The sequence below is a fragment of the Planctobacterium sp. R6 genome, assembly GCF_055755215.1.
Genome location: NZ_JBVTQY010000017.1, coordinates 24,763 through 36,997, shown reverse-complemented (window position 1 = coordinate 36,997; position 12,235 = coordinate 24,763). Strand labels below are relative to the sequence as shown.

Genomic DNA, 12,235 nt, shown 5'->3' with positions numbered 1-12,235 from the left:
TTAAAAGACAATGAAAAAAGAAAATGAACTCAGCAAGCGTACATTGGCAGTTAGCTTGCTGCTGGTAGTAGCCATTGTGGCAGCGGGCACAGCGATAGCTCATTTGTCCTGTATATATTTAGGGCCTCAGTGCTTTGAGGCCCAGTATGCTCCGATGGAAATCGTCGAATCTGCCCGACAAGGAACACTGCTGGCTCCGCTTGGCACCATTTTTGTTTCCGCACTATTTTTAGCAGTTACAGCGTATGCACTGTCAGCCGCGGGGTTTATTCGCGTGCTTCCGCTGTTAAAAGCCGCGATAATCACAATTTCCTCGCTATGTGTTATCAGAGGCATCTTGCCAATACAGTTAAAAATACGCCATCCAGAATTGGTAGATCTGAGTAACTTATTGATTGGACTCACCTGGCTGCTTTGCGGTATTTTCTTATACCTTGGCTATCGGATGATGAATCACAAAAAATAAAATCATGAATAAGCTTTACGTCTCACTATTTTTTATCATTGCTGTTATATATACGCTCAGCAGCCCTCTGGCACCCTACCCCCTGAGTCCTCTGGTAAAGGTATTCCCAATCGTTGTTTTAGCCTTAGTGGCTTACCAGCAGCTCCCTGCGGGGCATCGTACTTATCCCTTGTTGGCATTGACATTTAGCGGTTTAGGCGATGTATTACTGGCAATGCAGTTTGAACAAAACTTTATGGCAGGCTTAAGCGCTTTTCTGATCGCCCATATTTTTTATATCGTTAGCTTTGCACGTTTTGTCAGCGAAAAACAGTTACACCCGGCCAGGTATCGTCACCTGGGTGCTATCGCGGTGCTGATCTACTCCTGGTTTATGGCCCAGTGGGTGATGCCGGAGGAAGTTGTTTTGAGATATGCGGTTATTGTGTACGTTGGCGTTATCAGTTTTATGTGTATCAGCGCAATCTTTTCGGCACAAACGTCCCATCGTCTTCATTTGTACGGCGCCCTGATTTTTGCCGTCTCAGATAGCCTGATAGCCTGGAATGCCTTTCGGCACCCCATCCCTTTCGCAACGGTTTGGATCATGGCCAGTTATTATCTGGCTCAATACCTGATCATCGTTGGAATAATACGTCTTACGGCATACGCTCGCCACGAGATGTAACGTAAAGCTGATACCACTGCTCACGGCTTAATTGCACCTTAGTGGCTTGTGCACAGGCCTGGATGCGTTGTGGGTTTGTCGTACCTATGATTGGCTGAATATTTGCCGGATGACGCATTAACCAGGCAAGCACGATAGCTTCTTTAGATACGTTAAATTCTGCCGCCATCATAGCCACCAGGTTCGCGGTAGCAATCACATTTTCAGGCTGACCATCGAGATTGCGCCCCGAAAACAATCCTTGTGCAAGACATCCCCAGGCCTGTATTTGCACATTATTGCTGCGGCAATACTCAACAATACCCGGTGAAAAGTGATTTGTTGTACCGGATGGCATACCCGCGTTTACACTTTCATTTAACCAGTCCAGATTGCGCAGACTCATTTCTAACTGATTGGCGACCAGGGGTTGTTGCAAACCAGATTGCAAATATGCCATTTGATAATCATGCATATTAGAAACGCCGAAGTGCTTAACTTTGCCCTGTTCGATAAGCTGATTGAACGCTTCTGCAACATCATCCAACTCCATCAGAGGATCTGGGCGATGTAGTAGTAATATATCCAGTTGCTCGATATTTAATCGCGCTAAAATGCCCTCCACTGACTGTGTTATCCAGGATTTTGAAAAGTCATAGCGCGCCGGGCCTTTGTCGTCATCAAATTTAATGCCACACTTACTTTGGATCACGAATTGTTCACGCAATTCCGGACGCTGTTTAAGCACTTCGCCAAACACCGCTTCGGCTTTGCCCAATGTATAAATATCAGCGTGATCGATAAAATTGATGTTGCCTTCCAGTGCGGCATCTAAAGCTTGGTGCAATTCCGTAATATGTGCAGGTGTAAACGGCTCTGCACTCCAGTCACCGCCAAATCCCATACAACCTAGCCCAATCGAACTCACCGATGGAAAATAATTTGATAACGGAATAGATTTCATCATTTCTTTGCTCCTCATTTATACCGGGAAACCCCAAAGACCAATATTGTCAAAATGGACACGTTTGGGTTGTTGAAGTAAAAATAATACTGACTGCGCCAGATCTTCCGGTTGTAACCAACCAGACTTTTGGTTGTCTTCCGAGTTTGCCGCCGGCACCTGCACCAACCCGGGACACAAGCTGTGGACCTTGATGCCAAACTCTCTGACTTCTTCCTGCAGAGCCAGGCCCAACCCCAATACACCAAATTTTGCCGCACAATAAGGGCCAGCTTCTGCGTAACCATTTTTTGCAGCCTGAGAAGCGATATTGATAATAAATCCACTTTTCTGCGCCTGCATCGTGGGTAACACTGCCTGACTCAGCAAAAAAGTCCCTTTGGTACAGGTTTCCATGACTAAATCCCAGTTTTCTTCCGGACAATCAATAATTTTATCCGTAACACCCAGGCCCGAATTATTAATTAAAATGTCTACTGTACCAAATGACTGTAACGTTTTAGAAACCAGCCCCTGAATATCCGCTTTTATTCGTACGTCGGCAGCCACTGGTAAACACCTGGCCTCATATATGGCATTAAATTTATCCGCAGTTTCTGACAGCAGTGCCTGACGGCGAGAGCTAATAACTACATTAACGCCGGCTTTAAGCAGCGCTTCAGTGATAGCAAGACCAATACCTGAGGCCCCACCCGTGACAATAGCCACTTTGTTTGCGAGTGTGTTCATTTAAATTCCTATGGAGATTTGAAAACTAAGCCCAGCTTACATTAAACGCGTAAATGTACTGTCCAATATGGGAAGGTGCCATCAACAAGGTATTGGAGACAACCGCCTTAAACACATTAAAGTTACCGTATAACTGGCGCATACCGGAGAATTTAGGGGTGAAAAAAGACAAGGGAATATAGACCATGGTAACAACAAAATAACCTTGCCACAGAGACTGACTAAAGTAGCGCTCGTTAAAGGCCAAACCGAACAAGCCGATAAGGCCAAACAGCACCACGATGACATCAATGACATCCTGAACCTTATAGCCTTTGGTATTTTGCTGCCATGTCCCATTAGACAGATCAAACAGGCGTCCAATGACAGAAACCACAACCAATATTGAGGTATACCAGAAAACGATTGTCCAACTCATTTTTGATTCTTTTTAAGCCATTCGTTTAACAGTTTAATTTGACCACATTTATATGCTGCATAGGTGATTCTCAGAGAATTACTTAAAATTTCGCTGTCAGTCCACCCAGTCTTGTCTCGCAACTCGGCGTAACAATCAACCGCTTCAGGATTTACGTAGCCTCTTAACATTTTTTTGCCTTCAGCTTTTTGCTTTTCTCTGAACCGCTTTTGTTTATCTGCGTTTGCTTTCAGACGATTTTTAACGTTGCTCATGTCTATGAAAAGTCATCCCTTTTATGCAACTATACCCTTTCCCACGACGAATGAAAGTTTCACAGAAAATTTGCACAATTAATACCCTGTGTCATCCTCCAAACCATAAAAATACTGGCGAAAAAGACTAATCAGACTTGTTTAGCGCACAAGTGTTCGCTAAATTAGCCGCAAATTTTTAAACAGTGAAGTGCAAAAATGTCAGAAAGAAAGAATCAGTTTGATAAAGAAGACCTACTTAGTTGTAGTCGCGGCGAACTCTTTGGACCAGGAAACAGCCAGTTGCCTGCGCCCAATATGTTGATGATGGATCGCATTGTAGAAATTAGCGAAGATGGCGGAGACAACGGCAAAGGTTACATCCATGCTGAATTGGATATCACACCTGATCTGTGGTTCTTTGATTGTCATTTTCCGGGCGATCCTGTCATGCCCGGTTGCCTGGGTTTGGATGCAATGTGGCAACTAGTTGGATTCTTTCTGGGTTGGAGTGGCGGCCCCGGCAAAGGCCGTGCACTGGGTGTGGGCGAAGTGAAATTTACCGGCCAGATCTTGCCTACAGCTAAAAAAGTCACCTACAAAATTACCATGAAGCGCGTCATCAAGCGCAAACTGTTTATGGGCATTGGTGATGGAGTAGTAGAAGTAGACGGCCGTCCAATCTATGAAGCAAAAGATCTGAAAGTGGGTCTGTTTCAGGATACCAGCAACTTTTAATTTAGTGCCAGATATACAAAAGCCCCTCTACCGGGGCTTTTGTTCTCTCTAAAATACTGAAGATTGTGTTTTTATTTTACAAGACCTAAGCTTCGATCTTCCATTGCAGCTCTCCAACCACCAAGCCACTGAGAACGCGCCTCTACAGCCTGGAATGGACAGTTGTCTTTAGCCCTACCAGAAATACCAGCTTGATACCCTTTTGCGTGGGCCCGAGATAATTTATCGCGCTTTTGTCTTTTCATTTTCACCTCTTTATCAATTGCTGTTTGTAGGCTTTATGCCCACCCCTATGAAATAGAGGATCCTGACCTTGTGTTCAAGGTTTAATTTTTACACTGACTACTTGACAACACATAAGTAAATGAAATCCATACAGCTTTTTCTTTACAACATTTTTTCATAAAAATTACATTTTTAATTACATGCAATTAGCGGTTAATTTTTATGATTAAAAACGCATAAAAAAGCCGCGAATCGCGGCTTCAGACAAAGTAAAAACAACTGGTTTATTAGCGTTTAAATCTTCTCATCAGTAATACAAGGGGTAACAGCAACAAGCCCCATCCCGTTGAGCCACCCTGACGATCAGGCGCGCTGGTATCGTCATCATCGTCATCGCAGGAATCAATTTCGCCACCGGGAATCGGATTTAAACGTACAGTGATAAAGGTATCAACCAGGTTTTCAGAACCATCATCAGCTAATGCCAGATTACCCTGAACATCAGTTTCAGCCCGTCTGACTCTGGCCAGCGCAGCAATTTGCCCACTGTCATTGATGCTATGCGCCTGAATAATCGTATAAGGTGAATCACAACTCAATAAATCATTGAGGTTCTGAAAGGTGCTGTCGTTCACATCATAGACAAACGCTTCTCTGCGTCGCGTGCTACTTAGGGTGGTTTCTACCTCGCCCTCGCCCACAACCTGACCATTATTGTTGATTCCCCGGGCGACACTGGAAGAACCAGGGAAAAAGTCATCGGGGAAGCTAATCTCATTAGAATCCGTGTTGTACACGAAAAACTTACTGCGATCGATACCGTTAATACGTTTTACCGCATATCCCGTCACAAGATTACTGTCATTGATGTCTGTCGCAATACTGCTTCGGTATTCATTTCTGTCTGTGATGCTGATGATTTCGTCACCGGAAAATACCGCGGCATACTGGCTCATAAAATCCGTATTGTCTTCAAAGAAATTGGTGGTTCGGCCTACGGCCACACCATTTTCGTTTATTGCAAGTGCCTCACTGGAAAACAAACGGTCATCGTCTTCTTCAGGCTCAAAAGGCACTTCATAAGTCATGGTATCAGTGACATTGCCATCAGTGTCTAACTGCCAGATTACGGCTCTGCGGTGGTGTGTACTGAACAACGTCGCATGTAAATTTTGTAAGCAGGTTTCCAATGGCTGGTCACCACGGTCCTCTTCATCATTACAGGTTTCTACCGCTTCAGTGATGGCTTCTCTGGGATTAAAGATTTCTAATCCCGCCACCATCAGGCTGTTGTTAACATCACGGGCTTCAGTGTATCCGCCCACCAAATCAGAATCGGAAACCAGACCGACAGTATTACCATTGAGGTCGACAAAACCTCGGGTAGTATGTCCACGTACCAGATAGGTTATTTCCTCATCATCTTCATTGACGTACTCAACTTTTACCGGGTTTCCTTCAGAGTTACCCACGATAACACCACTGTCGTTAATCCCCTTAACGCGGGTATCAACACTCTTTGTGTAGCCTGAGTAGTCAGCGTCTTCAACATCAAACCCGGGAATATAGGACACTGCCCCGGTGTCTGACACATAGCTAAGCCAGGGAACCAGTCGTTGCACGGTTCTCACACCCTGACCGGCGCGAATAACACTCAAAATAGTCTGATAATCTTCGAGATTAAAGTTGCCATTTTGAGCCGCTTCAATGTCGGTTAAATTATCCTGTAAGGTCTCACTTTCAAAATCTATCAGCGACAAATCAATGGGAATATTGTATTCCGCTAACGGGAACTGTGAACTGTAAGTAAGTGACATAACGATGTCACCTGACTCGTTCATATCCACCGGGAAGGCATTTTTTGACACCGCATGAGTATCAATTTCTGTAACCTGGTACAGTGCACCATGTGAAGCCTGAGAAAATACCGCCATTGAAACCAAGGCAACCCTGGCAAATTTAAAATATTTCATTAACTCGTTGATTCCTGTTTCATACTTTCAAGCTCATCCCAACGAGAATAAGCCTGTTCCAATTGTTGTTCTGTTTCTGCCAGCAAGGTCAGCGTGGCTGAGACCTTATCCTGATCCTGGCTGTAAAATTCAGGAGCACTTATTTGTTCCTGAATTTCCTGAGTTTTATTTTCAAGATGTTCCACTTTTTCCGGTAACTCATCCAACTCCAGCTGTAATTTGTAACTGAGCTTTTTCGCCTTTGTATTACCTGAAACGCTCTTTCGACTCTCCTGCGGGGCAGAAGTTTCAATCTTTACATTGGCTTTTTTGTCTTTTTGTTGCTGTGCATACCAGCGATGAATTTCCTGATAGCCGCCAACAAACTGTTGAATGATACCTTGCCCTTCAAAGAAGCAGCTCGAAGTGACTACATTATCCACAAATTCGCGGTCATGGCTAACCAGAATCAAGGTTCCCTGGTAATTTGCCAGGGTTTCTTCCAGTAATTCCAGCGTTTCTACATCCAGGTCGTTGGTGGGTTCATCGAGAATTAACAAATTACCGGGACGTGACAAGATCTTGGCTAACAATAAACGGTTTTTTTCTCCACCTGACAAAGAAGATACCGGGGATTGTACCCGTTCAGGTGAAAACAAAAAGTCTTGCAAATAACTAATTACATGACGCCCGCGACCATTTATGTCTATTTCTCGTTTGCCATCTGCAACCACATCGATCACCGCTTTGTCAGGGTCCAGTTGCTCGCGGTGTTGATCAAAATAGGCGATTTCTAAATTGGTGCCTTGCTTGACTGTACCGGCATCAGGGGTAATCTGCCCCAGCAATAATTTGATCAGGGTACTTTTTCCGCACCCATTAGGGCCCACCAGAGCTAACTTATCACCTCGCATTACCTGTAAATCCAGGTTTTTTACCAGTGGCTGTCCATCTATGGCATAGGTAAGCCCTTTGGCCTCGAATACCCGTTTGCCAGATTTCTGACCGTCACTTAACTGGATAGTGGCATTACCTTGCACTTTGCGTCGCTGAGCATATTCGTCGCGCATTGCTTTCAGGGCCCTCACCCGACCTTCATTTCTGGTTCGGCGAGCCTTAATTCCCTGACGTATCCAGGTTTCTTCCTGACTTAATCTTTTGTCGAACAGCGCATCCTGAGTGGCCTGCACTTCCAGATCCTCTGCTTTTTTAATCAGGTATTTTGCGTAATCTCCCGGGTACTCGGTCAACACACCCCGGTCTAAATCAACAATTTTATTCGCCACACGACGGATAAACGCCCTGTCGTGGCTGACAAAAACCATGGCCCCCTGGTATTCCATCAATTGATTTTCTAACCAATTGATCATCTCAATATCCAGGTGGTTGGTGGGTTCATCTAATAATAAAATATCCGGCTTACGCACCAGCGCTTTAGCCAGCGCGGCCTTTCTGCGCCAGCCACCAGACAATGATTCCAGTGTGACATCAGCATCAAGCTGTAACAGAGAAATCACCTGCTCAATGCGCTGCTCTAATTGCCAGCCCTGACGGGCATCCAGTTGCTTTTGCAAGGTATCCAGCGTCGCCAGGTTTTGATCTGACGGATCTTCAGCCACAAGCGTTACCACTTCGTGATACTGCTTGAGCAATATACCGATTTCCTGCAGTCCTTCTGCGATGTAGTCAAACACCGTGATATTAGCCAATGCCGGCGGGTCCTGCGGCAGTACAGCAATCACCGTTTCACTGTTCACTATGCGCTGGCCATCATCCAGTGCCTGTTGCCCGGCAATCAGTTTCAGTAACGTGGATTTCCCCGTGCCATTGCGTCCGACTAAACACATTCTTTCACCGGGGTTTAATGTCAGATTGCCTTTTTCAACTAAGGGTTTGTGACCAAAAGCAATACAGGCGTCTTTTAGTTGTAACAACATTATCTTAAGAACTCCTGTAACTGCCCCTCATCAAACGGCCAACCTAATTCAGCCCCTGACTCATCGTTTCTTAACACCGGTATTCTGGCGCCGTATTGATGAAAATACTGGCGCTCGGCTTTAACGTTAATTTCAGAAAGCGTAATGCTGTCTGCTAACAACGTGGACAACATACTTTTGGCGATGTCACACAAATGGCAATCAGTGCCTGAGAACAAAGTTAATTTATGCATACAAATGTGGATTATTTACCCTGTAAAAGAAAACAATGATGAATTTTACTATTGCGTTTAAAATCCTCGGGAATAGTATCTGCTGTGATGTTTTTCACCGTCAGATTGAGTTTTTCCGTCACGTCGCCAGACAATTTAAAATTGCGTAAATTATTGGAAAACACAATAACGCCATCGGTGGCTAAAGACTTGCTCGCATCCCTTAACAGTTCGACGTGATCTCGCTGTACATCCCAGGTGTTTTCCATGCTTTTGGAATTAGAAAAAGAAGGTGGATCGATAAATATCAAATCATATTGATAGCGGTTTTGTTTTAACCAACTGGTGACATCGGCTTTGACAAAGTCAAAATCTCCCTGCAACTTATTTAGAGCAAAATTCTGTTTTGCCCAATCAAGGTAAGTATTAGACATATCTACCGTGGTAACCGACTTAGCACCTCCTAATGCCGCATAGACCGACACAGAACCGGTATAGGAAAACAGATTTAACACCCGCTTGCCTTTACTCATATTGCGGATCATGCTCCGGGTATCTCTATGATCCAGAAATAATCCGGTATCCAGGTAATCAAACAGATTAACTAAGAACTTAGCGCCATTTTCCTGAACTTCCATCATCTTATTTTGACGGGAGACTTTTTCGTATTGATTTTTGCCCTTTTTAACTTCGCGCACTTTTAACGCAACATTTTGCGGCTCAATGTCCAGGACTTTAGGCGCCACCAATAACACTTCTTGCAGGCGGGCACGGCTTTTTTGCTGCGGAATGTTTTTCGGCGCAGCATACTCCTGGATCACCAATGCATCCTTGTACCGGTCAATTGCCACATTGTACTCTGGCAAATCCGCATCATAAATGCGATAGCATTCGGTGTTTTGTTTTTTCAACCAACGTCGCGTTTTATCCCAGTTCTTCCGTAACCTGTTGGCAAAATCACCTTCCAGTTTTGCTTCGTGTTTCAGTTCAGCCAGATTTCTGTCAGCCATGTGAAACAGCACTAACTCACAATCCAGATTGGCGTTTTTAAATTTATAACTGCGGGAAGAAGCCAGTTTGAGTTGTTTAAGCAGTTCGCGGTTTGAGGTTAACAAGGCTAAGTGCCACTGCGCATAATGCTCCTTTAACCAGCTACCCCATTGCTGGAAAATCGGCAATAAACGGTTGAAGTCGCTTAAACGTTCACCGTAGGGTGGGTTGCTCACCAGATAGCCCGGTACTTCAGTTGCCGGCGCATATTCTGTAGCATCTTTGTGGGTAAACTGAATCATATCAGCCACGCCTGCGACTCTGGCATTCTGCTTCGCAATATTAATGAGTTTATGGCTTATTTCACCGGCAAAGATATTGCCAACGGCTTGTTTCTGCCTTTTCTCAGCAGACCCCAAAATAACTTGCCATACACTTTCACTGTGCCCTGCCCAATGACTAAAGCCCCATTGTTTGCGTTGCAGCCCTGGGGCAATTTTAGCCTTGTACAGGGCCGCCTCAATCACCACAGTACCTGAACCACACATGGGGTCACATAAAGGCTTGTCAGTATTCTCTGTCCAGCCACTGCGCATTAACATGGCAAAAGCCAGGTTTTCCCGAATGGGTGCCGGGCCAGTTTCCTGCCGGTAATTGCGTTGATGCAGGCTGCCACCGGACATATCCAGATAGATAGCGGCTTTATCACTGTGAATTCTACCCTGAATGCGAATATCCGGATTGCTTTTGTCTACGTTTGGCCTGGTTGAGTGGTTTTCAGAGAATTTATCCACCACCGCATCTTTTATTTTCAGAGCGCCAAACTGGGTATTGCGTATTTCTTTGTTAGTGCCGAAAAAATCTACAGCAAAGGTGTTTTTCAGGTCAAACTGGCCAGGCCAGTTGACTTCGCAAGCCAACTGATACAGGTCATCCCCTGTCTCTATTCTGCCCGAGGTTAATTCCAGTAAGACGCGGTTAGCTAACCGTGACCACAGGCAAATAGAATAAATGGCTTCAAGCTCAGCGCTGGTAATGACCTGCCCGGGCTTTTGCTGACACTCCAACTCTGGCAGTAACTCTTTTATTTCTGCCGCCAGTAACTCTTCCAGACCCAATGCTGTTGTGATAAGAATTTTATACATATTCATCTGTTCCCGCGTTTTCAAGGCTATCCCCGGTAAACGCAAATAATCTGTCAACACCCACCTTTATCAGAGAAAAAGCGGCTAATTGTTTGGTTTCATTAATCTGAAATGGTTGCAACAACATGGCCAACACATAATGCCCTTCCGGGTTTAACAGCAATATATCAGCGCCATCGAACCGGGAGGTGACTGAAGCCAGACCGGGTATGGTGACAGACATTGAGTTTGCGTCCACATTTTCTTCGTACAGCCAGTTTTTTGCGGCAATTTCCTTGTGAAAGACAAGGGCAGCAGTGGCGTTGATCACAACCTGAAAGGCCAATTCAGGCCATTGATTTAACACCGAGATTTCGATGTACTCCACCAGTTCATTGTAAATTTCGGTATCAGTTACCGAAAAGGCGACACTGCTCAGGTTTTTATCTCGCAACTGTTTAGCGGCAATGCCGGTAACCACCTTGTGCCCGGTATCAAGGTTGAGCGTCAGGCACTTAAACTCAGGATCCAGCTCCCATTGCCAATGAGGAGAAGGTAGCAAAAAACTCAATGAGCCACCTGAATACCGGACACGATATCTGTGATCAGTTGTGGCCCCTGGTAAATAAAGGATGAATAAACCTGTAGGACTTGTGCGCCAGCATCTAATCTGTCTTGGGCGCTCTGAGCCGAATCGATCCCTCCAACCCCCATGATTGGGATTTCACCGGCTAAGGCGTTCGCCAGTAAACGGGTAACTTCAAGGCTTTTTTGAGTTAGCGGTCCACCGCTTAATCCCCCGGCTTCTTTTGCCCAACGCAATCCTTCCACACCGTCACGGGAAATAGTGGTATTGGTGGCAATGACCCCCTCCACCTGCGACTTTTTCAGTGAATCGGCAATGCCTTCAATTTCTTCCGCACTCAGATCCGGTGCTATTTTCACCAAAACCGGGACATGTTTACCATGCTTGTCAGCTAAAACCTGTTGCTCCTGCTTAATACCACTTAACAAGGCTTCCAGCGCTTCGCCATATTGCAGATTGCGTAAGCCCGGTGTATTAGGAGAAGAAATATTGATCGTGATATAACTGGCATGTTCGTAAACCTTACGCATGCAAATCAGATAATCATCCAACGCGTTTTCTTCTGGTGTGACTTTGTTTTTACCAATATTGATACCCAGCACACCGCGATATTGCGACCGTTTTACCTGTTCAACCAGGTAATCCACCCCTTTGTTATTGAAACCCATACGATTGACGATGGCCTGGGCATCTTTAAGCCTGAATAACCGGGGTTTATCATTACCGGCCTGAGGCAATGGGGTCACGGTTCCAACTTCAATAAAGCCAAAACCCATAGCAGCAAAGGCGTCGATACATTCGCCATTTTTATCCAGGCCAGCAGCAAGTCCTACCGGATTAGGCAACGTCATACCCAGAAACTGAGTTGGTTTAGCGTCTACGTCTTGTTTGTACAAGTTCTCTAAAGGTGTGTTTTGCGCACGCTTTAAAAAATTAAGCGTTAAGTCGTGACTGACTTCAGCATCCAGATTAAACAGCAACTTTTGTGCTAACCAATACATTCAGTATCCCTTAA

At 45.1% G+C, this 12,235-nt stretch carries 14 protein-coding genes; 3 read left to right on the top strand and 11 right to left on the bottom strand.

Annotation, left to right across the window (positions count from 1 at the left end):
* Positions 1-10 precede the first annotated feature (10 nt).
* Positions 11-466, top strand: a complete 456-nt coding sequence (locus tag AC0J20_RS12360; RefSeq protein WP_473021866.1) for a hypothetical protein — start codon at positions 11-13, stop codon at positions 464-466.
* Between the two features lie 4 nt (positions 467-470).
* Positions 471-1,133: a lysoplasmalogenase gene (locus AC0J20_RS12355; protein WP_473021865.1), complete on the top strand. Its 663-nt coding sequence runs from the start codon at positions 471-473 to the stop codon at positions 1,131-1,133.
* On the opposite strand, the gene AC0J20_RS12350 is transcribed toward AC0J20_RS12355, so the two are convergent.
* From AC0J20_RS12350 to AC0J20_RS12335, 4 genes are read right to left on the bottom strand one after another with little or no spacing between them, the layout of a single operon-like run.
* Positions 1,105-2,076 (bottom strand): aldo/keto reductase, encoded by a 972-nt coding sequence (locus AC0J20_RS12350; RefSeq protein WP_473021904.1) that lies wholly within the window; start codon positions 2,074-2,076, stop codon positions 1,105-1,107. The two genes, AC0J20_RS12355 and AC0J20_RS12350, sit on opposite strands and share 29 nt — an antisense overlap.
* Before the next feature lie 18 nt (positions 2,077-2,094).
* On the bottom strand, positions 2,095-2,805 hold the full coding sequence (locus AC0J20_RS12345) for an SDR family oxidoreductase (RefSeq protein WP_229527591.1): 711 nt from the start codon (positions 2,803-2,805) through the stop codon (positions 2,095-2,097).
* 25 nt (positions 2,806-2,830) lie between these two features.
* Positions 2,831-3,223, bottom strand: a complete 393-nt coding sequence (locus tag AC0J20_RS12340; RefSeq protein WP_229527592.1) for a hypothetical protein — start codon at positions 3,221-3,223, stop codon at positions 2,831-2,833.
* Positions 3,220-3,477: a hypothetical protein gene (locus tag AC0J20_RS12335; RefSeq protein WP_229527593.1), complete on the bottom strand. Its 258-nt coding sequence runs from the start codon at positions 3,475-3,477 to the stop codon at positions 3,220-3,222. The genes AC0J20_RS12340 and AC0J20_RS12335 overlap by 4 nt, the downstream gene beginning before the upstream one ends.
* A 198-nt stretch (positions 3,478-3,675) precedes the next feature.
* Between AC0J20_RS12335 and fabA the strand changes: the two genes are divergently transcribed.
* Entirely contained in the window at positions 3,676-4,194 is a 519-nt protein-coding gene (fabA, locus tag AC0J20_RS12330; protein ID WP_229527594.1) for a bifunctional 3-hydroxydecanoyl-ACP dehydratase/trans-2-decenoyl-ACP isomerase, read from the top strand.
* Positions 4,195-4,265: 71 nt separating this feature from the next.
* Here fabA and rmf read toward each other — a convergent pair whose 3' ends face one another.
* The 7 genes from rmf to pyrD form a co-directional block, all read right to left on the bottom strand.
* A complete protein-coding gene (gene rmf, locus AC0J20_RS12325) occupies positions 4,266-4,439 on the bottom strand; it encodes a ribosome modulation factor (RefSeq protein ID WP_229527595.1) in 174 nt (57 codons plus the stop codon).
* Positions 4,440-4,706: 267 nt separating this feature from the next.
* Positions 4,707-6,392 carry a DUF3466 family protein gene (locus AC0J20_RS12320; RefSeq protein ID WP_229527596.1) on the bottom strand — a complete coding sequence of 562 codons (1,686 nt, stop codon included), beginning with the start codon at positions 6,390-6,392 and terminating at the stop codon, positions 4,707-4,709.
* Entirely contained in the window at positions 6,392-8,311 is a 1,920-nt protein-coding gene (gene uup / locus AC0J20_RS12315) for an ATP-binding cassette ATPase Uup (protein WP_473021903.1), read from the bottom strand. The genes AC0J20_RS12320 and uup overlap by 1 nt, the downstream gene beginning before the upstream one ends.
* A complete protein-coding gene (locus AC0J20_RS12310; RefSeq protein ID WP_473021863.1) occupies positions 8,308-8,541 on the bottom strand; it encodes a glutaredoxin family protein in 234 nt (77 codons plus the stop codon). Before AC0J20_RS12310 ends, uup begins: the two co-directional genes overlap by 4 nt.
* 11 nt (positions 8,542-8,552) lie before the next feature.
* Positions 8,553-10,655 (bottom strand): bifunctional 23S rRNA (guanine(2069)-N(7))-methyltransferase RlmK/23S rRNA (guanine(2445)-N(2))-methyltransferase RlmL, encoded by a 2,103-nt coding sequence (rlmKL, locus tag AC0J20_RS12305; RefSeq protein ID WP_473021862.1) that lies wholly within the window; start codon positions 10,653-10,655, stop codon positions 8,553-8,555.
* Positions 10,648-11,205, bottom strand: coding sequence for a hypothetical protein (locus AC0J20_RS12300; RefSeq protein ID WP_473021861.1), 558 nt, complete (start codon positions 11,203-11,205; stop codon positions 10,648-10,650). Before AC0J20_RS12300 ends, rlmKL begins: the two co-directional genes overlap by 8 nt.
* Complete coding sequence (gene pyrD, locus AC0J20_RS12295) at positions 11,202-12,221, bottom strand: quinone-dependent dihydroorotate dehydrogenase (RefSeq protein WP_473021860.1); 1,020 nt, start codon at positions 12,219-12,221, stop codon at positions 11,202-11,204. The genes AC0J20_RS12300 and pyrD overlap by 4 nt, the downstream gene beginning before the upstream one ends.
* Positions 12,222-12,235 lie beyond the last annotated feature (14 nt).